Here is a 19,096-nt window from a genome sequence, read left to right as displayed (position 1 = left end):
GGAGGATTTCTACCCGCCGAAGGGCAATCCCGGCCACGAACCGGCGCTGGAGGTCTCGGACCTGACCGTGCCGGGCGAGGTGCATGGGGTGAACCTGACGCTCTGCAAGGGCGAGGTGCTGGGGATCGCCGGTCTGGTCGGCTCGGGCCGGACGGAACTCGCCGAGGGGCTTGTCGGGCTGCGCCCGGCGCGGGCCGGGGTTCGCATCGACGGCCGCCCGGTCACGCTATCGACCCTGCGGGACGCCTTCGCGGCCGGTCTTGCCTATCTGACCGAGGACCGGAAGGAAGCCGGGCTGCTGCTGGAGAAGGGCCTGACCGAGAACCTGACGCTGGCGACGCTCGACCGCTTCGGCGGCTGGCGGATCGACAACGCGGCCGAGATCGCGGCCTATGAGCGGGCGAAGCAGGATTTCGACATCCGCGCGCCGCGCCGCGACATGCCGGCGGGCAAGCTTTCGGGCGGGAACCAGCAAAAGCTGCTTCTGGCCAAGACCATGCTGCCCGATCCGCGCATCATCATCATCGACGAACCAACCCGCGGCATCGATGTCGGCACCAAGCGCCAGATCTATGCCTTCATCCGCAAGCTGGCCGAGGAAGGCCGCAGCATCATCGTCATCAGCAGCGAGATGAGCGAGATCATCGGACTGTCCGACCGCGTGCTGGTCATGCGCGAGGGCCGCGTTGCCGGCGAACTCGCCGGGCCGATGATGACCGAGGAAAACATCGTTCGCCTTGCCATGGGCGTCAAAGAGGCTGCATGAAACGTCCCGACCTGCATACGCTTGGCCCCATCGTCGCCCTGATCGCGCTGGTCGTGCTGGGCGCGCTGTTGAACCCGGCCTTCCTCGCCCCCGCGAACATCACCAATGTTCTGGCTCGATCTGCCTTCATCGGCATGATCGCGGTCGGGATGACATTTGTGATCACAGCGGGCGGGCTGGATCTGTCCGTCGGCTCGATGGCCGCGTTTCTGGCCGGGGTCACGATCATGGCGATGAACGCCATTGCGCCCGCGCTGGGAATACATTGGGGCACGATCCTGATTGGCATGGGCGTGGCGCTGCTGGGCGGGCTGATCGCCGGCTATCTGAACGGCGCGCTGGTCACCAAGGCCCGGATCGAGCCTTTTATCGTCACGCTGGGCACGATGGGTATCTTCCGCTCGCTGGTGACATGGCTGGCCGATGGCGGCACGCTGAGTCTCGCCTCGGGGCTGCGCACGCTTTACCGCCCGGTCTATTACGGCGGGATCGGCTGGATCACCTGGCCGATCATCACCTTCGCGATCGTCGCGATCCTTGGCGAATGGCTGATGCGCCAGTCCCGCTTCGGCCGCCATGTCGAGGCCATCGGCTCGAACGAGCGGGTGGCGCGCTATTCGGCGATCGACGTGAACCGGGTGAAGCTGATGACCTATGTGCTGCTCGGCCTGTTGGTCGGGCTGGCGGTGGTGCTTTACGTCCCGCGCCTCGGCTCGGCCTCGGGCTCGACCGGGGTGCTGTGGGAGCTTGAGGCAATCGCCGCCGTCATCATCGGCGGCACCGCGCTGAAGGGCGGCACGGGCCGGGTCTGGGGCACCGTGGTCGGTGTCCTGATCCTGTCGCTGATCGACAATATCCTGAATCTGGCCGATCTGGTCAGCCCCTATCTGAACGGGGCCATACAGGGGGTCATCATCGTTCTTGCTGTCGTCTTGCAGCGGGAGAAAAGCACCGCCGACGAGCGGTAGTCCTGGGGAGGAGAGGAAAATGAAACGCAGAAACCTGATGAAGGCCGCGGCCCTTGCCGCGACCCTTGGCATGACGGCGGGCGCGGCCTTCGCGCAGGAGGCCGAGAAGAAGATCATCGGCGTCTCGATCCCGTCGGCGACGCATGGCTTCATGGGCGGGCTGAACTGGCACGCGCAGGACACCATCGCGCGGCTGGGCAAGGCCTATCCGAACCTCGAATTCGTCCTTGCGACGGCGGGCGATGCCGCCAAGCAGGTGAACGACATCGAGGACATGATGGCCACGCGCAATATCGACGGGCTGGTCGTCCTGCCCTTCGAATCCGAGCCGCTGACCGCCCCGGTGAAAGCGGTGAAGGAGGCCGGGAAATTCGTCACCGTCGTTGACCGCGGCCTCAGCGAGGAAGGCATCGAGGATCTTTACGTCGCGGGCGACAACACCGCCTTCGGCCGCGTCGCGGGCGAGTATTTCAAGGCCAACCTGAAGCCCGGCTCAAAGATCGTGGTGCTGCGCGGTATTCCGACCACGCTGGACAACGAGCGCGTCGACGCCTTCCAGAAGGCGCTGGAAGGCTCCGATGTCGAGATCCTCGACATGCAGCACGGCAACTGGAACCGCGACGACGCATTCACCGTGATGCAGGACTACCTGTCGAAATATCCGCAGATCGACGCAGTCTGGGCTGCCGATGACGACATGGCGATCGGCGTGATGGAGGCGATTGCCGCCGCCAACCGCACCGACGAGATGTGGGTGATCGGCGGCGCCGGCATGAAGGAAATCGTCAAGCGCATCATGGATGGCGACAAGCAGCTTCCGGTGAACGTGACATATCCGCCGGCGCTGATCTCCTCGGCGATCGAGATGACGGCGCTGCGCTTCGTGTCGAACGCGCCGATGACGGGGCGCTTCATCATCGGCTCGCAGCTGATCACGCCCGAGAACGCCGAGCAGTTCTATTATCCCGACAGCCCGTTCTGATCTGTCAGGGGAACAGATCGCGCCGGAGCATTGTCTCCGGCGCGGTTTTTTTTTGATCCCGAAGCGATGTCTCCGGGGGTCGTTGCGGTGCTGGAAGTTCGGGGATGAAAGCCCCCTCCCCCGGCCGGGGTTATCGAGGGATCACCGTCAGCAGAAGCTCGCGGCGCGACATGAAAAAGGGCGCCGAAGCGCCCCCTTCTGATCTCAGGCCTTGGCCCGTTCGACATAGGTGAGGTCGGCGGTGTTGATGATCACCCGGGTTCCGACCCCGATATGCGGCGGCACCATGATCCGCACGCCATTATGGGCGATCGCGGGCTTGTAGCTGGAGGAGGCGGTCTGGCCCTTCACCACCGGCTCGGTCTCGGTGACTTCGACGGTGACTTTCTGCGGCAGCTCGATCGCGATTGCGACGCCGTTATGGACCTGCAGGAAGACGCTGATGCCGTCCTCGAGGAACACCTTGTCGTCACCGACGACGTCGGGGGACACCGTGACCTGCTCATAGCTTTCGGGTTCCATGAAGTGGAAACCCTCGGCATCCTCATACAGGAAGTTGTAGGCGCGCTCGTCCACATGGGCGCGTTCGACCTGCTCGGTCGTCTTCCAGCGTTCCGACACCTTGTTGCCGTCCGAGATGCGGCGCAGGTCAACCTGCGTCGTCGGCGTGCCCTTGCCGGGGTGGAAGTTCGTCGCCGTCAGGACGACATGAAGGCGGCCGTCGATCTCGACGACATTGCCTTTGCGGAGGCTTGAAGCGATGACTTTCAAGACTGGTTCCTTGCGTGCTTTTCAGATACCGGGAAGCCGGCAAGCGAAGGCCGGCAAAGATGTGGTCCCATAACGTTTTCCGCGCCGCATTGCCAGCCGCAAGCGGCAGTTCCCGCCGAGTCAGGAGTTGCACCGATGAAATCGACCATGACGAACCCCTGGTGGCATCCCTCCCGCCATTCCGGACGCCGCCCCCTGCTGCTGGCAAGGAACCGGACACAGGCCGCGATACGGGACTGGCTGGCGTCGCAAGACTTCATCGAGGTGGACCCCTCTGCCCTTGCCAGAAGCCCGGGAAACGAGGCGCATTTGCATGGCTTTGCGACCGAGATGATCGGCAATGACGGCATCGCGCATCGCCGGTATCTGCACACCAGTCCCGAATTTGCGATGAAAAAGCTGTTGGCGGCTGGCGAGCGGCGGATATTCTCGCTTGGCCATGTCTGGCGCAATCGCGAGCGGACGCGCCTCCACAGTCCCGAATTCACCATGCTGGAATGGTATCGCGTGGGCGAGGAATATTCTGAGCTCTTTCGGGACTGCGCCGCCTTCCTGCGCCTCGCCGCCGAAGCCGCCGGGTCCGAACAGTTCCGCTTTCGGGGCAGCGAATGCGACCCCTATGCCGAGCCTGAAGTGGTGAGCGTCGCCGAAGCCTTTCGCGAATATGCCGGGATCGACCTCCTCGGCACTTGCGACGGGACCAAAACCGACCGTGATGCCTTGCGCGCCCGGGCGGAGGCGAAGGGCATCCGAACATCCGAGGACGACAATTGGTCCGACGTCATGTCCCGCATCCTCGTCGAGAAGGTCGAGCCTCATCTGGGTCATGGCCGCCCCCTTATCCTGGACCGGTATCCAACAGCGGAAGCCGCACTTGCACGCCGATCTGCGGACAACCCCAGCGAGGCGGAGCGGTTCGAACTTTACGCCTGCGGCGTCGAGCTGGCGAACGGCTTTGGCGAGTTGACTGATCCTGCGGAGCAGCGTCGCCGGTTCCTGCTGGAGATGGAAGAGAAGGAGCGCGTCTATGGCGAGCGCTATCCGCTGGACGAGGAGCTGCTGGAGGCGCTTGCCCTGATGCCGCAATCCTCGGGCTGCGCGCTGGGTTTCGACCGGCTGGTCATGTTGGCAACCGGCGCCCCGCGCGTCGAGGAAGTGATCTGGGCGCCGGTTCCGGGCTGAAGGATCAGGCCACGTCGTCGAAGATGCCCGGCACCATGTCCTCCCAGAAACCGAGGATCGCACGCAGGTTCAGGGCAGAGTTCCAGCCATGCCGGATGAAATCCGTCCGGTCCAACTCATCATCGAGGCGCGAGAGGAAGATCCGCCTGTCGGCGTCCCGCTGGGTCGGGTTGCGGCCATCGGCAATCTCGCGCACGCGGGTCAGCCGGGCGACGCGCCAACGCCGCTCTTCGGCCACGGCGTCACGCTCGGCGCGCTCGCGGCTCTCCCGTTCGAGGCGGGCCTCCTCACTTTGCCACTGGGCGGTAATGTCCACGGGATCGGGGGGCGGCACCGCGCCGAAATCATCGCGCAATGCGGCGGAGAGGTAGCGGACCGGGCTTTCGACGCCCTTCTGACCGGCGACATAATTGAGCTTCTGGCCGACATGATCCTCGCCATGTTCGGCGATCCATTGCCGCGCCAGACGATCGCTCGCCCCCAGACCGATCAGGCGGGCATAGGTGTCGGACTTGCGCACCCCCTCCTGATCGTCGATCTCGAACATGGCGAGCTGGGGGTTCTCCTTGATACGGAACCGGATCTGCGCGACCACCCTGCCCTCTTTCCGGGTTTCGGGCGCAATCACGATGTTCGAGTTCTTGTTCACCTCGGCCACAGCGGGCTTGATGATCTTGGCGTTCAGATGCTTGTAGTTCTCGTAATAGGCGCTGCCATCCACCCCCATCAGCCGGCGGAAAAGATCGATCGGCCACCAGCCCGTGCTGCCTGTCCGCACGAAGCGATAGCAATTCTCGTAAAGCGCCAGCGCATGGCCGCTGGAAAAGCGCCTTTGGATATTGAGGTTGATCAGCGCAAAGACCTTGGGGTCATGCAGCTTTTCAGCCAGCGCCGGGGAATAGGCATATTCGCAAACGCCCCCCCGCAGCCGCGCATAGGACAGCAGCGCCGAAACCCCCCATTCCTGCCGTCCCTTGTCATCGAGCATGTCCCATTCGGCCAATGTCTCGGCCAGGCTGCGCAGCGCCTGCTTGAGCGTGTCCATGTCGTTCGAGTTGTAGCCGATCATGGTGCAGAGCGTCCGGGCATCGATCCGATGGCTCGGGCGTGACATGAGGTGGTCATAGGCATTGAGCAGCAGGACATTCGACAGCTTGCGCTGCAGCAATGTCAGCTTGCCCGAAACATGGATCGCGGCCACGTTCTTCTTGACCGATCCGCGCCGCAAGGCCCCGCTGAGCTTGATCACTTGCTCTGCCATGCTATCTCCCGCCCATTCGCCCGTTTTCCGGATTCTCCTTCAGTATCGTCGCAGAGAAGGAACCTTCTGGCAAGCGTTCAACGGGTGCCTGAATATCGGCCCCGCGTTATCCTGTAGACGGGTTCCCTTGGGGTTCAGTTCAGTTGGGAGGGCCCCGTTTACGGGATGTAGGTGCGCTGCGCAGGAGCTTGAGGTGCGAAGGTTACGCAGGTTTCGGTCTTTCCCGTATCCAGGAGTCCCGAAAACCGCGAATCCGTGCCCTTCCCACCGTATTCTGGGGTCTTTCGTCCCGAAATCAGGTGCTTTACATCCCGGATTTGGGTTCCAAGAAGGTATATTTCTAAGAAAATTCAGGTTGTTGTAGAGCGAAAAGATTCTAAAGCTTTCTAAAGATTCTCAACTTATGTGCTGCCCGTTCCGATTAATTTTGTGGAAAGAGGTGGTTTCGCCGCGAAACCTTAGAGATAGAATAACCCGGTTACATTACTTTCTCGCATGTGCGATGGTTGGCGTCACAGACAGGAAAACCAAGCACATCAGGCAGGCAAAGGCATCATGTCGAAAAAGAGCGAGACATCTTCCCCACCCTATTTCAGCCTCGATCCCGAACAGGCTGCAGCCCGCCTTGGGGAGCCTATCGATACCGCCCGATTCGCGAAAGCAGCAGCTTTTGCCGCGCGCGGGCGAAGCGATCTTGCCAAGCGAGGATATGCCCCGGACGGAGCGAAGCGGCTGCGGAAATTCTCGACCTGGGAGATCTGCAAGTACCTGCTTCCGGTGGCGCCGGCGCATCTGCGTCGCGTGCTGAAGCAGAACCCGGATCTGCCGCAAGGGGCCGGCGAAGGCGGGACCAAATGGTTCACGCTTGAAGAGGTGATCGAGCTGCGAAACCATTTCGCCGAAGAAGGGGCGAGCAGCAAGGAATACCGCCCCTTCCGGCCGGAAGGTCTGCCAGCGAAGGTCATCGCGGTCGCGAACTTCAAGGGAGGGGTCGGGAAGACCTCGACCGCAGCGCATCTTGCCATGTCGGCGGCGCTGGATGGCTATCGCGTTCTGGTCATCGACCTCGACAGCCAGGGCTCCATGACGTCGATCATGGGGGGCAAGGTCGAGGACGAATGGAAAACCGTATTTCCCTTGCTGGCCAAGGATTACGCCCTTGCGTTGGAGGCGGAGAACGAGGTTCGCGCGGCCCAGGGCGAGGCACCCCTGCCCTTCGACGAAACCTTGTCGGAGGCGCTGAAGGTCAAGGCCTCCGACGTCATCCAGCGAACCCATTGGCCGAATATCGATCTGATCGGCGCCCAACTCAACCTCTACTGGGCCGAGTTTCAGATCCCGGTTTGGCGCATGGGCCTCAAGGGATGGCCGCTCTGGGATGCGCTGACAGGTTTTCTGGAGCGCGAGGAGATTCTGAATAATTATGACGTCGTGCTGCTGGATACTCCTCCTGCACTTGGGTACCTGACGATCAACGCACTTGCCGCGGCCGATATCTTACTGGTCCCGCTTGGAGCCTCCTTCCTGGAGTTTGATTCCACCGGGCGGTTCTTCGACATGCTCTACTCTACTTTCGCCAGTATCGAGGACGGCGAGAACTCGGTCCGGCGACGTCAAGGATTGCCGGAGATGAAGTTCGAATGGGATGTGGTCAGGGCAATCATCACGCGCTTCGATGCCGCCCAGCAGACGAATCTCGCCAACGTCATCCAGGCCTATTTCGGCGATTTCATGACAACCTACCGGCAGGATTTCACTGCTCTGGTGGGCCAGGCAGGCGAGCAGGTGAACGGGATCTACGAGGCCGACTATCGGGACTTCAACCGTGAAACCTATGTTCGCGGACGCGAAACCTTCGATCGGACCTATGCAGAGGTGAAGGAGATCCTGATAGGTTCCTGGTGGCGGGACATGGCAATGAACGAGAAGGAGGCGAAACATGGCTAAGCGCAGGCAACTCGAAGCTCCCACCCGAGAACAGCTGAAGGAAATCGAGGATGGTTTCGCGCGCGAAACCCGTCGCGACCCTCTCGGGATGTCCGTGCCGATCGCGACAGTCGCCGCAGAGGCCGCGGCATTGGCGCAGGTTCATTCCACCGAAGAGCGTGCCGAAGCCGCGCGTAATCGGAAGGACGCAGAGCGGTTTCGCGATGCCGAGGCCCGCGGCCTCCTTGCCCGCGACGTGCCGCTTTCCGAGATTATCGCCGACCAGATGATACGCGACCGGATGACGCTCGATCCCGAAGAAATGGCCGAGCTGAAAGCGTCCATTCTGAGCCACGGTTTGCGGCTGCCTATCGAACTGTTCGAGCTTGCGGTTCCTCAGGACGGCAAGATCTACGGACTCATTTCAGGGTTCAGGCGGCTTTCGGCGGTCAAGGCATTGCATGGCGAGACCGGCAATCCGCAATTTGCGACCATCCGGGCGCTGGTGCGCAATCCGCAGGGCTCGGCCGAGGCCTTCGTGGCGATGGTCGAGGAGAACGAGATCCGCTCGGATCTCAGCCAATATGAGCGGGGCAGGGTGGCCGTGGTCGCCGCGGATAATGGCGCGTTCGAGAGTGTCGAGGATGCGATCGATCAGCTGTTTTCGTCAGGGTCGAAGGCGAAACGTTCGAAGCTTCGTTCATTTGCACTGATCCACGAGGAGTTGGGCGATCTGTTGACGTTTCCACAGGCATTGTCCGAACGACAGGGGCTACGGCTCGCCGCTGCCTTGCGCGCGGGGCTGACAGATGATGTGCGGCGCGTGTTGGCGGCCTCGGCGCCTACTGATGGAGAGGGCGAGTGGTCGCTGCTTGAGCCGGTGCTGCAACAAACCGAAAGCGTTCCGCGCGATCCCAGTCGCGGCGGTCGGCCGCGGCGCACTGCTGACCGATCCTTGCCGGGGCGGGTCAAATACCTACCTGACGGGGCAAGGCTGCGCCATGACAGCGACGGCGTCGGACATTTCATTCGTATTGAAGGTGTGCAGATAACTGACGATCTGATCGAATTGGCGATGCAGGCTATCGAGATCGCGTTGACCAAAGGTACCTGAATACGGGATGACCGCCACGCCAGCGGGTAGGCGTCTGACCTGAGAAAATGGCTGAATGAAGGCTTAGTCGGATCGGCGATGCTGACAAGTTAGGGCAAACTCCCATCCGCGCTGCGGTAGCAGGGTGGCGGGTCTCACTCCCTGCGCCCTTCTACGCCTGAATCCTTATCTGACGCTTCATGGCAAAGCCGAAGGGGGACCGGCAGAACGGGAGGCGGTCGCCCCGGCTGAACGCAATATGTCATGTGCGTGCGGGCATATGCATTCTGGGGACGTCGATCAGAATTCCTATGTTAACCGCAAATCATATTTATTATGCGGATTAATTAAATATCTGATCTCCTTTTCCTGAACGACCCCATCCTCATCTGAGTGACAGCACGGAACCTAGAAGGCCCCCTGACCCCCAACACCATCTGCCACTTCAAGCCGGCCATAGCGCCGCGCGCCACCTCCGTCCTGCCCAAAAACCGGAGGAGCTTTCACTGATGCGCCGCATATGCCATGAGCGGGCCATAGCGCGATCGTCGTCCTGAACGGGGGTTTGCCCACTCGACGCTCGCGTCGTGGCGCTCAAGGGCTGTCGGATCGCGTTGCGAGGAATGCCCGGTAGTCTGACGACCCGCGGCGCTGGTGCGGATCTGTGGCCTGCCGATGCAGGTCCTGCTATGCGAGGATGGTGGCACAGCCGTCATTCACGCCTGAGGATGACAAGGACTGAGAATGCTGAGGGAGTTTTTCGCCTATTACCGCCCGTGGATGGGATTGTTCTGGCTGGATTTCGGATGTGCCGTGCTGTCCGGGCTGCTGGAGCTGGCCTTTCCGCTGGCGATCACCGCCTTCATCGATCATCTGCTGCCACAGGGCAACTGGAGCCTGACCGTCGCCGCTGCTATCTGTCTGCTCGCGCTTTACGTGGTCAATAGCGGATTGATGGCGATCGTCGTCTATTGGGGCCACAAGCTCGGGATCAATATCGAGACCGAGATGCGGGCGCGCGCCTTTGATCATCTGACGCGGCTCTCCTGGCGCTGGTATGACCGTGCCCGGACGGGCAAGCTGGTCGCCCGCGTCACGCGCGACCTCGAGGAGATCGGCGAAGTCGCCCATCATGGACCCGAGGATGCTGTCATCGCCCTGATGACCTTTGTCGGCGCGTTCCTCCTGATGTTCTGGATCCACCCGACGCTCGCGCTGGTCGTGGCGGTCATCGTGCCTGCCATGCTGGTGCTGATCGTGGTCTATGGCGGGCGGATGACGCAGACATGGCGCGCGATCTATTCCCGTGTAGGGGACTTCAACGTCCGGCTGGAGGAGGCGCTGGGTGGCGTTCGCGTGGTGCAGGCCTTCGGCAACGAGGCCCATGAGAGCGAGCTTTTTGCCGTCGACAACGAAAACTATCGCCGGACCAAGCTGCAGGCCTATCGGGTGATCGCCACGGTGACGACCCTGCAATATATGGGGCTGCGTCTGGTTCAGGTGGTCGTCATGGTCGCCGGGGCGGGCTTCGTGCTGCAGGGCTCGCTCAGCACCGGCGGCTTCGTGGGGTTTCTGGTGCTCGTCGGCGTGTTCTACCGCCCGCTCGAGAAGATTGCCGCCGTGATCGAAACCTATCCGCGCGGCATCGCCGGTTTCCGCCGCTATCAGGAACTTCTGGCGACCGAGCCCGAGATCCGCGACGCGCCCGATGCGATTGAGGCTCCCGCGCTCAGGGGCGACATCCGGTTCGAGAATGTCAGCTTCGGCTATGACAGCGGGCGGCCGATCCTGAACGGGATCGACCTGACCATCTCGGCCGGCGAGACGGTGGCCTTTGTCGGCCCCTCCGGCGCGGGCAAGACGACGCTCCTCGCGCTGCTGCCGCGCTTCTACGAGCCGGGGGCAGGGCGCATCGTCGTCGACGGGATCCCGCTTGACCAGATGAAGCTGAACAGCTTGCGCCGCCAGATCGGCCTGGTCAGTCAGGATGTCTTCCTGTTCGGCGGCACGCTGCGCGAGAACATCGCCTATGGCAGGCTGGGGGCTTCTGACGCCGAGATCATGCGGGCGGCCGAACAGGCCCAGCTCGGCCCGATGATCGCGAGCCTGCCGGAGGGGCTCGACACGATCGTCGGCGAACGCGGGGTGATGCTGTCCGGCGGGCAGAAGCAGCGCGTGGCGATCGCCCGCGCCTTCCTCAAGAACCCGCCCATCCTGATCCTTGACGAAGCGACCTCGGCCCTCGACAGCGAGACCGAGCGCGAGATTCAGGCGGCGCTTGACGCTCTCGCCGTCGGGCGAACGACATTGGTGATCGCGCATCGACTGGGGACCATCCGCCACGCCGATCGCATCGTCGTCATGCAAGAGGGGCGCATCGTCGAAAGCGGGCAGCATGGCCCGCTGATCGCACAGGGCGGCGTCTACGCGCGGCTGTCCGGCTGACCCCAGTAAGCGGCGGCCGTGAACTGCCGCTTGCTCAGACCGCGCGCCAAAAGCTGTCGGCGCGCGTCACGGGCCAGGTTTGCATGGGCCGCGAACCAGACTTGCAGATCCTTCTCCGCATCCAGATCTGCCGCGGCGAGCGAGGCCAGCAGGTCACCGCTGCGCACCACCCTGGAATCCCCCGCCAACTTCCCGAGATCGGCTTCCCGGGCGCTGACGAAGGCCCTGACGCGCCCCCGGGCCAGATCGAGCATCCGCGTGATTGCGGGCAGCGCGGTTTCATCGCCGAAAAGGAACAATTCGTCGGCCTCGGGACACCAGCCGCCCCCGGGTCCGACAAGGCCCACGACCTCGCCCGGCTGGGTCCGTGCCGCCCAGTCGCAGGTCGGGCTGCCGACATGGGCGAAAATGTCGAAGTCGATCCAGTCGCCGCCTTGCTCGGCAACCGTATAGACCGGACGATGCAGCGCATCCGCGCCCTCGGGCCAGCGGGTGCGTCCGTTCGGGGCGATGCGGGGCCAGACCGGGGCGCGGCCCTGCGGCGCGATAAGCAGGCGGAAATGCATGCTGCCCTGACCAAAGCGCAGCGCCTCGGGTCCGGCAACGCGCACGCGGATAAAGCCGGGCGTGCGCTGGGTCACCGATACCACCTGCATCAGCGCGAGGCCGGGCGCGAGCGCACCTTCGTCAACGCTGTCCCAGGTGATCGCCATGCCGTGGCTCTCGAAAAGTTCGGTCGCGCTGTCCTGCAAGACACCGATCAGGCGCTGTTCGGGGGCGCGCAACTCGATCCGCACCAGCCCTTCCTCGGGCACCAGGCACAGTTCGCTGCCCCAGACATGCATGGTCAGGCTTTCCGGCGTCTCGATCAGGTCGACCTCCCATTCCGCGGCGCGGGCGCGCAGCAATGCCGATGCGACACCGGAGGCTGAGTTGAGGGTTCCGGTGCTGCGATGCGGGCGAATGGGAAACATGCGAGGCCTTCCATTGAAATCCCGGCGACCATATACCCAAGCGAAAGCCTCGGCAATTGTAACTTTGCTGCGCGGATTTGCGCCGCCCGGCCACTACGGGCCGCCGATCGGGCTGGCCGTTCCATCAGCGTGATGCGATAATCTCACGTCAGACGAATGCCGGATATGCCCGATCTGTGAAGTGACTGTGGCGCATATCCTCGGCTATGCAGACTGCCAGACAATGCCCCCGCCGTTCCGCCGGATGGTCCACAGGATAGATCCATGACCAGAGAAGAGATCGAGGCTGCCAAGCGCGCCATGCTGACCGGTGTGCCCCTGCCTGACCCGGAAAGGGGGGCCGGGGCCGAGGTCGTGCCGATATCATTCAGCATCATCGACATCGGTGCGGCGGGCATCGTCTTTCGGCTGGTGGACAATGCCGGGTTTCCGGTCGATCTCGCCCTCAATCCCGTGGTCGCCAGGGCGCTGCGCGACAGCATCGACATCTGCCTGCAGGTCGAGCCGGCATTTGCCGCGGGCCTTCCCGCATCAGGCGAACTGCCACCTGGGTGACGGAAGGTCAGAGTTGACTCGCCTCCGCGGCTTCCACCACTAAAGTCCGATACGTCTGGTTCGTTCATTCAAATGGTCAGAAATCCATGCCTCTCTGGTAAGAAAGGCGGAACTAATTGTCTGATTTGTTGTTTGTCGATTGGATGGACCGAAACTGACCGGGCTTGCATGGAAGGGACGCCCGGTGGAAAGGCAGGAACGCCCAGGATGCCCTCGCTGATGCTCTCCGTGGCAATCGCAGCGCCGACCGCCATTCTCGGCCTGCTCTCCGGCATGGGCGCTGTCCAGGCATTCGGGCTCTATGTCTGCGCGGGCATCGGTGTGATCGGCGTATGCGCGATCTTTCAGTTTCTAGGCGAAGGCTCCCGCCCTCAGCGCCGCTCCGCCTGATCCCTGACCCTCGCGGCTGGGGACGTGTCCGGCCCCAGCCTCTTTCTCAACAATGCTATCTGGCCGAAAGCAGTTCCGGCACCGAGAGCAGGATGAACTCGTTATCTGCGGCCCGGCCGATCTCGCGCCCGCCGGAATAGGGCAGGTTGTTGTCATTCGCGACGATGATGTGGCTGTCATCCACCCGCGCCACGTCTTCGATGGTGAAGAACGGGAAGGTGAAATTCCCCTCGGCCGGTTTCGTCCCGGCAAGAGCCTTGCCATCGGGATCGGCAATATCGAGCAGGCTGACATGTCCGATGCGGCCGAGGAAACCTTCGGCATCTGTCTGGGCGGTATCGACCAGGACGATGTTCTTGACCTTGGCGGGCATCGGATAACAGTCGCCAAGCTCGGTCGCGCCCTCGGCGCAGGCCCGGGCCGCATCGCCCTCGCCATTGTCGCGCTCGATCACCAGCGCCCGGGTTTCGTCGATGAAATTGAAATCGCCGATTGCCGTTGCCCCGTCGGACAGCCGGAAGCGATAGCTTTCACCGGTCCAGTCCGCCTTGCCGGTATCGAATGTGATTACACGCAGGAAGTTGCCCTCCGGCTCGCCATTCTCGGCAAGGATCGGCTTTTCCAGCATCGCCCACAGCAGATCGCTGCCCGGTTGCAGCGCCATGCCCTCGTATCCGCCGGAACGCTGGACGCGGAAATCCTTGCCGGGCAGCGCCGGAACGACAGTGCCGGCGGTATCCGGTCCGTTCAGCACCGCGCCATCCAGCATGGTCTGGTGGACCGAGAGGATGCGCCCGTCCCGCGCCACGCGCAGGATATAGGGGCCGAATTCATCGCCGATCCAGATTTCGTCGTTCAGATACTGGATGCTCTCGGGGTCGAAATCCGCGCCGGTCAGATAGCGACCCTCGGTCGCCTCGTTGGCGATGCGGAAGGGAACCTTGCGGTCGGGATCGCGCAGGAAGACGGTTTCGAGCCGGCTGACCTTGCCGCTTTCGAAGTCGGGCTGCATCCGGTGGAAGAACAGCATCGCGTCGGGGCTGTTGATCTTGGTGCCGAAGCCATTGTCGGTCAGCGTGAACCAGCTGCCATCCTCGGCGCGGTTCATCGCAAATCCCGACATACCCTGCACGGGCTGGCCAAGGAAGGGCAGCGAGATGCCGGTCTTGTGGTTGCCATAGGCCTTGCCCACATCGCCCTCGACGCTCATCGGCGCGTCGTTGCGGGTCTTGCCGGTGAACTTGCCCGATACCCAGAGGTCGCGGGGCGCGTCCTCGGGCGGGGTCACCAAGGTGAAGGCGGGCAGCATGGCGTGACCGGCCAATTTGGCCGGAAATACCTCCTCGGCGGCAACCGGCGTGGCAAGGGCGCAGGCCAGCAGGGCAATGGTCGGGCGCATGAACTTCTCCTGTCAGTTCGATCGCCCTCTGCTAGTCGGGCCAGATGACAGTCATGCAGCCGCTGGATGGCAAATCCGTTACAACCCGAGGAACTCGAAGGGTTCGGATTCCACGAAGTCGCCATTCGCGACGCCGGAATAGATATGCGACTGCTGCGGCCCAAGGTCGAGCTTCAGCACCTTTCCGGTCTCCGGGCTGAAATCGAACTCTTTCAGGTCCACCCAGAAGGTGTTGGGCGTCAGCGCGGATTCGAAGAAATAGAGCATGCGCTTGTGATCCGCGACCGTGCGCCAGCGCGTCGACGAGATGTTCGGCTGGTCGGGCGTGGTCAGGCCGAAAGGCACCGAGGTATTGCGGATCACGCCAAAGACGCTGGCCAGTGTTTCCACCGCATCCTCGGTCTTGGGGATTGCGTTCACATAGAACGAGGCGCGGGCAAAGCGGTCCGAGGCGCGGTTGGTGCCCGGCAGCATCACCGTTCCGCCGATCTGGCGCCAATAGGATTCCAGCGCAAGCTGCTCCTCGAAGATGGGCGAGTTCGTCATCACCTGATAGTCGCGGCTGTGATGGATCACCTGCTTGCCGCCGATATATTCCACGATCGCGCTGTCGCCGGTCGAATCCGAAATCGACAGGTGCAGGGTCGTCAGGCGCTCCTCGCCGGGCACGTTATCCGTGACGACAACGAAGGGCTCGCTTTCCAGCGCCTCGACCGCCTCGGCCACGGTGGCGAAATTGTCGAGCACATATTGCGCCCAGGCGGCGATGGTCAGTCCCGGTTTGCCCGTGCCATCGAAATGCGGGTATTCGGATTCCACCAGCCAGAGCAGGTTGGTCACAAGCCCCGCCTCGTTCATACCGTCCGTCGTCGAGACGTCATAGGCCGAGGCGACGACGCTGCCATATTTCGCGGTCCATTCGATCGAATTCGGCCCGGCCTTTCCGTCCCGCTTCATGCCGCGGGGCAGAACCCAGAGATTGGTGCCGGTATCCGTCTTCCAGTCCATGGAACGCGCGGTAATGATCTGGTCGTTGATCCCGTGATAGACGAACCGGGTGCAGGCATCGGCGATGCCGGCGGTCAGGATGCCGGCGATCATGGTTGCACAGGTCAGGGCGGCTCGAAGGGGACGGTGATGGAAAATCATGTCATTTCTCTCGCCAGTTTACGGATTTTTGGTGACAGGAAGCTGCGGGCAAATTCTGGTTCGCCAGCCCGGAGGGGATAAGTCGGTTGAAGCATCGGTCACGCGAATGGGGAACGCAATCGGATAGTGGTGCCGATGTCGCGGCATCCCTGTTTCCGGTGGTTGCCTGCGTCCGATATTTATATTCCACTGGCTTCAGACGCTGCCGTCAAAAGGGGAATACCTGTGAGATCCATCACGCTCGTCACCCTGCTTGTCGTCTCTCCCGCGATGGCGATGGCCGACCCCGTCGAGGGGATTGATCCGCAACTCGCGACATCGGAACGATCCGACTGGGTCATCCAGGTCACGCCCTATATCTGGGCCGCCGCCTTGAAGGGCGATGTCTCGCCGTTCCAGCGTGGCCCGGAAGTTTCGGTCGAGAAGTCATTCTCGGACATCATGGACAGCCTGAACATGGCGGGGTTCATCAACCTTTGGGGCAGGCAGGGGAATTGGATCATCTCCGGGGACATCATGTTCGTGGACACGACGAACAGCCGCACAACGGGGCCGCTGCCGGCACTCCCGGGCGTGCCTGCCGGGCTGACCGTCAAGGGAGAGCTGGACAGCAAGCAGTTCAGCGCCACCCTTCAGGGCGGATACCGCTTCCACGACGCCAACGGGATCACGGTCGATGCGCTGGCGGGGGCAAGATACTGGAATATCTCGAACCGGCTGAATGTCTCGGCGGCGGGTCGTTCGGTCGAGTTCGAGGAAAGTTTCGATTGGTTCGATCCCATTGTCGGGGCGCGGATATTTGTCCCGATCAATGACGAATGGTCCTTCCAGGCGCAGGGTGACATCGGAGGTTTCGGCGTCGGCTCCGATAAGACCTGGTCACTGCTGGCCACGGTGAACTGGATCGTCACCGACCGTGCCTCGCTTTCGGCCGGATACAAGGTGCTGGATGTGGACTATAGCGACGACGGCCATGTCTTCGACACGCAGTTGCGCGGCCCCGTCATCGGCGCGACCTGGCGGTTCTAGCGGTGGCCCGGTGCGCGGCCGTTCAACCGCGCACCGGAGCCTCGGCAATGCTAGGCGGCCTCGGTCCGGCCAGCGGGGCCGTCGATCATGCGGGTTGCCAAGGAGCGCCTCAGGACGGCACCATCGCTGGCTCGGCGCAGCTGGATCAACGACATCTCGTCGGCAGAGAGCGCGCGGCCGGCCTCGAAAAGAAAGGCAGCATCGCCAAATTCGACCTTGGCAAGGTCGGGGCGGGGCAGGCAGGCGAGGACGGTGCCGAGAACCTCGCTGCCAAGTACGACCTCAAGCAGGACCGGATGGCCGGGATTGGACTTGTCGCGCGCCCAGCCCTCGATCCGTCCGGTGGCCTCGATCAGGTCGACATGACCATGCATCGGCCCCGGTTTGGCGCAGGCCGCGGGTGCAAGCATCTGGCCATCCTCGGGGCGACGCACGACAAGGCGCTGAAGCTCCGCGACCGACAATACCCTGTCTCCGCTGAACACGAAGCCCATGCGGCCCTGATGGCCCTTGCCCTTGCGGGGAATGCAGGCCAGCGCGGTGCCGATGACCTCGCCGTCCAGCAGGATGTCCAGCATCAGAGGTTGGCCGGGATGATCTGCGTCCATCGCCCAGCCGGTAACATGGCTCGGGGCGGCAAACCCTTCAATCCTGCCCTCAAGCTTGCCCCTCCCCAAGGGCCTGCGCGCTGAAACCGCACGGCGGGCGGTATGTGCGAGGGCCGCGTGGAATGCCGCGCCGCCGGCGGGACGCGGGGCACATAGCAGGGGTGTCTCCGGCGCCACCTCGTTCGGATGGAGCGCATGATATTCATCGGCATTGTTGAAACGCTCGCGGAAATCGCGGCAGTCGGCAAAGCTCTCGGACCAGGTGCCCTCGGCCAGGACCAGATCATGCACGCCAAGGTCGATTTGGTAATATTCCCATTTCAACCGGGCTTTCTCGCGCGTGATGGTGATCCCGTTGACAAGCGCGCTTGCCAGAACCAGTGTCTCGCCGATCAGCATCGAATGGCCGGGCGAAACCAGCAGCGGCTCGCGCGGGAGGTTTTCTCCGATCGAACCGGCGGCAAAGCGGATCGCTTCCTGACCGCGGGCGCGCAGTCCCGACAGGGTCTGACGGCCGATCCAGCGCACCGGGCGAAGACCCCCAAACCGGCAGACGACCAGGTCGCCCTCGCGCAGTTCCTCGATCCGCACCTCGCCGCGCGAGGTCATGATCCGGGTCCCGTGCAGATAGCACACGGCGAGATCGTCGACGACAAAGCCCCCATTGTCCTGGGGATTCACGACCTTGTTCTGGCCGTCAACAAAGTCACCGTCGCTGGAGAGGTAGATGTTGCCACCGAGGGTGCCCACCTCATTGCCGTCGGAGTCGAGGATCGTATAATTGCCATTGAACTGGCTGATATTGCCGCTGACCTGGTTGTCGGTCTGCAACTGGTTCTGATTGGGATTCTGCGGCGAGAGCGTATAGACCAGACTGCCATCGCCATAGACATCGATCACCATGGCGGAAAGCGGCGTATTGGTCGGGACATATGAATCGTTGACGCCATCGCCGTCCAGATCCTCGTCGGTGACGATATAGCTGTCGTCGATGGTGATATTCAGGACAGCATTGCTTGGGTCGAGGCCGAGGCCCACCAGAAAGTCATCGATGGGGAGGGTGTCGACAGAGACGACATGATTGCCGTTTTCCTGCTGGATCGTTCCGGTTGCAACGGATTCGGTAGAAACGGTGAACGTAGCCATTCTGTATCTCCAGGCTCATGCGACCGTCGCGGGGTCCGGTGCCGCTTGGGCAACAGCCATCCAGTCCGGTGGCTATGCGCCGGGAAATTGGTCCGAACCTCAACGGTCAGAATAGGGATGTGGAAATAGTGGGGAGGTAAAGATAACGGGAAAATCTTTACTGGCGATCACGGTGCCGATGCCAACACGAGTCGCCGAGAGACGCAACCGTTAATCAGCCGCTGGAACGCAATTAAGTTCGCATTGCTTATAAACCGCACCGAGCTTTGGCTCTCGCGCGGTCATTGTAGAAGGCTCGGGACTGGCGTTCCGCGCTAGGCTCCAGACCCATTGATTTCGTGCCTTTGGCGTGTTTCAGGCTCCGCAAGGAGAACTGACCGATGGGCAATTTTTTCTGGCTGAGCGAGGCGCAGATGGAGCGGCTAAGGCCCTTCTTTCCCAAGAGCCACGGC

The 19,096-nt window shown here is 62.6% G+C and carries 16 protein-coding genes; 10 read left to right on the top strand and 6 right to left on the bottom strand.

Going from position 1 to position 19,096, the window contains the following annotated elements; translation table 11 throughout:
• The 3 genes from VNQ78_RS17250 to VNQ78_RS17240 form a co-directional block, all read left to right on the top strand.
• Positions 1-766 (top strand): ATP-binding cassette domain-containing protein (locus VNQ78_RS17250; protein ID WP_325692075.1); only part of this gene is annotated, 766 nt, incomplete at its 5' end.
• On the top strand, positions 763-1,734 hold the full coding sequence (locus tag VNQ78_RS17245; protein WP_325692073.1) for an ABC transporter permease: 972 nt from the start codon (positions 763-765) through the stop codon (positions 1,732-1,734). The genes VNQ78_RS17250 and VNQ78_RS17245, both read left to right, overlap by 4 nt.
• Before the next feature lie 19 nt (positions 1,735-1,753).
• Positions 1,754-2,716, top strand: a complete 963-nt coding sequence (locus VNQ78_RS17240; RefSeq protein ID WP_325692071.1) for an ABC transporter substrate-binding protein — start codon at positions 1,754-1,756, stop codon at positions 2,714-2,716.
• Between the two features lie 204 nt (positions 2,717-2,920).
• Here the strand turns inward: VNQ78_RS17240 and efp are convergent, their stop codons facing one another.
• Positions 2,921-3,487, bottom strand: coding sequence for an elongation factor P (efp, locus tag VNQ78_RS17235; protein WP_325692069.1), 567 nt, complete (start codon positions 3,485-3,487; stop codon positions 2,921-2,923).
• Positions 3,488-3,622: 135 nt separating this feature from the next.
• Here efp and epmA point away from each other — a divergent pair, with 135 nt between their 5' ends.
• A complete protein-coding gene (epmA, locus tag VNQ78_RS17230) occupies positions 3,623-4,669 on the top strand; it encodes an EF-P lysine aminoacylase EpmA (protein WP_325692067.1) in 1,047 nt (348 codons plus the stop codon).
• 4 nt (positions 4,670-4,673) lie between these two features.
• Here epmA and VNQ78_RS17225 read toward each other — a convergent pair whose 3' ends face one another.
• Entirely contained in the window at positions 4,674-5,930 is a 1,257-nt protein-coding gene (locus VNQ78_RS17225; protein WP_325692066.1) for a replication initiation protein, read from the bottom strand.
• 555 nt (positions 5,931-6,485) lie between these two features.
• On the opposite strand from VNQ78_RS17225, the gene VNQ78_RS17220 reads away from it, so the two are divergent.
• The 3 genes from VNQ78_RS17220 to VNQ78_RS17210 all read left to right on the top strand — a co-directional run bounded on the left by VNQ78_RS17220 (position 6,486) and on the right by VNQ78_RS17210 (position 11,394).
• Positions 6,486-7,877, top strand: coding sequence for an AAA family ATPase (locus VNQ78_RS17220; protein ID WP_325692064.1), 1,392 nt, complete (start codon positions 6,486-6,488; stop codon positions 7,875-7,877).
• On the top strand, positions 7,870-8,970 hold the full coding sequence (locus VNQ78_RS17215; protein ID WP_325692062.1) for a ParB/RepB/Spo0J family partition protein: 1,101 nt from the start codon (positions 7,870-7,872) through the stop codon (positions 8,968-8,970). Before VNQ78_RS17220 ends, VNQ78_RS17215 begins: the two co-directional genes overlap by 8 nt.
• A gap of 723 nt (positions 8,971-9,693) precedes the next feature.
• Complete coding sequence (locus VNQ78_RS17210) at positions 9,694-11,394, top strand: ABC transporter ATP-binding protein (protein ID WP_325692060.1); 1,701 nt, start codon at positions 9,694-9,696, stop codon at positions 11,392-11,394.
• On the opposite strand, the gene VNQ78_RS17205 is transcribed toward VNQ78_RS17210, so the two are convergent.
• Positions 11,373-12,368, bottom strand: a complete 996-nt coding sequence (locus VNQ78_RS17205; protein WP_325692058.1) for a siderophore-interacting protein — start codon at positions 12,366-12,368, stop codon at positions 11,373-11,375. The genes VNQ78_RS17210 and VNQ78_RS17205 overlap by 22 nt on opposite strands.
• A 264-nt stretch (positions 12,369-12,632) precedes the next feature.
• On the opposite strand from VNQ78_RS17205, the gene VNQ78_RS17200 reads away from it, so the two are divergent.
• Together VNQ78_RS17200 and VNQ78_RS17195 are read left to right on the top strand one after the other, a co-directional pair.
• Positions 12,633-12,923 (top strand): hypothetical protein, encoded by a 291-nt coding sequence (locus tag VNQ78_RS17200; RefSeq protein ID WP_325692056.1) that lies wholly within the window; start codon positions 12,633-12,635, stop codon positions 12,921-12,923.
• 207 nt (positions 12,924-13,130) lie between these two features.
• On the top strand, positions 13,131-13,313 hold the full coding sequence (locus VNQ78_RS17195; protein ID WP_325692054.1) for a hypothetical protein: 183 nt from the start codon (positions 13,131-13,133) through the stop codon (positions 13,311-13,313).
• Positions 13,314-13,368: 55 nt separating this feature from the next.
• Here the strand turns inward: VNQ78_RS17195 and VNQ78_RS17190 are convergent, their stop codons facing one another.
• Positions 13,369-14,712 carry an esterase-like activity of phytase family protein gene (locus tag VNQ78_RS17190; protein ID WP_325692052.1) on the bottom strand — a complete coding sequence of 448 codons (1,344 nt, stop codon included), beginning with the start codon at positions 14,710-14,712 and terminating at the stop codon, positions 13,369-13,371.
• Between the two features lie 78 nt (positions 14,713-14,790).
• Complete coding sequence (locus VNQ78_RS17185; protein ID WP_325692050.1) at positions 14,791-15,813, bottom strand: linear amide C-N hydrolase; 1,023 nt, start codon at positions 15,811-15,813, stop codon at positions 14,791-14,793.
• Positions 15,814-16,086: 273 nt separating this feature from the next.
• Here VNQ78_RS17185 and VNQ78_RS17180 point away from each other — a divergent pair, with 273 nt between their 5' ends.
• Positions 16,087-16,890, top strand: a complete 804-nt coding sequence (locus VNQ78_RS17180; RefSeq protein ID WP_325692048.1) for a hypothetical protein — start codon at positions 16,087-16,089, stop codon at positions 16,888-16,890.
• 50 nt (positions 16,891-16,940) lie between these two features.
• On the opposite strand, the gene VNQ78_RS17175 is transcribed toward VNQ78_RS17180, so the two are convergent.
• The gene (locus tag VNQ78_RS17175) at positions 16,941-18,644 is read right to left on the bottom strand and encodes a Hint domain-containing protein (protein ID WP_325692046.1); all 1,704 of its coding nucleotides are present in this window, start codon (positions 18,642-18,644) and stop codon (positions 16,941-16,943) included.
• Positions 18,645-19,096 lie beyond the last annotated feature (452 nt).

The organism is Paracoccus sp. (in: a-proteobacteria) (assembly GCF_035556475.1).
GTDB lineage: Bacteria > Pseudomonadota > Alphaproteobacteria > Rhodobacterales > Rhodobacteraceae > Paracoccus.
Note: the sequence above shows the minus strand (reverse complement) of the source record. Positions and strands in the feature narration are given on the sequence as shown.

Bases quoted from the DNA above. Each gene is read 5' to 3' on its own strand.
- VNQ78_RS17245 (WP_325692073.1), top strand. From the start codon at position 763: ATGAAACGTCCCGACCTGCATACGCTTGGCCCCATCGTCGCCCTGATC.
- VNQ78_RS17240 (WP_325692071.1), top strand. From the start codon at position 1,754: ATGAAACGCAGAAACCTGATGAAGGCCGCGGCCCTTGCCGCGACCCTT.
- epmA (WP_325692067.1), top strand. From the start codon at position 3,623: ATGAAATCGACCATGACGAACCCCTGGTGGCATCCCTCCCGCCATTCC.
- VNQ78_RS17225 (WP_325692066.1), bottom strand. From the start codon at position 5,930: ATGGCAGAGCAAGTGATCAAGCTCAGCGGGGCCTTGCGGCGCGGATCG.
- VNQ78_RS17220 (WP_325692064.1), top strand. From the start codon at position 6,486: ATGTCGAAAAAGAGCGAGACATCTTCCCCACCCTATTTCAGCCTCGAT.
- VNQ78_RS17215 (WP_325692062.1), top strand. From the start codon at position 7,870: ATGGCTAAGCGCAGGCAACTCGAAGCTCCCACCCGAGAACAGCTGAAG.
- VNQ78_RS17210 (WP_325692060.1), top strand. From the start codon at position 9,694: ATGCTGAGGGAGTTTTTCGCCTATTACCGCCCGTGGATGGGATTGTTC.
- VNQ78_RS17205 (WP_325692058.1), bottom strand. From the start codon at position 12,368: ATGTTTCCCATTCGCCCGCATCGCAGCACCGGAACCCTCAACTCAGCC.
- VNQ78_RS17200 (WP_325692056.1), top strand. From the start codon at position 12,633: ATGACCAGAGAAGAGATCGAGGCTGCCAAGCGCGCCATGCTGACCGGT.
- VNQ78_RS17195 (WP_325692054.1), top strand. From the start codon at position 13,131: ATGCCCTCGCTGATGCTCTCCGTGGCAATCGCAGCGCCGACCGCCATT.
- VNQ78_RS17190 (WP_325692052.1), bottom strand. From the start codon at position 14,712: ATGCGCCCGACCATTGCCCTGCTGGCCTGCGCCCTTGCCACGCCGGTT.
- VNQ78_RS17185 (WP_325692050.1), bottom strand. From the start codon at position 15,813: ATGATCGCCGGCATCCTGACCGCCGGCATCGCCGATGCCTGCACCCGG.
- VNQ78_RS17175 (WP_325692046.1), bottom strand. From the start codon at position 18,644: ATGGCTACGTTCACCGTTTCTACCGAATCCGTTGCAACCGGAACGATC.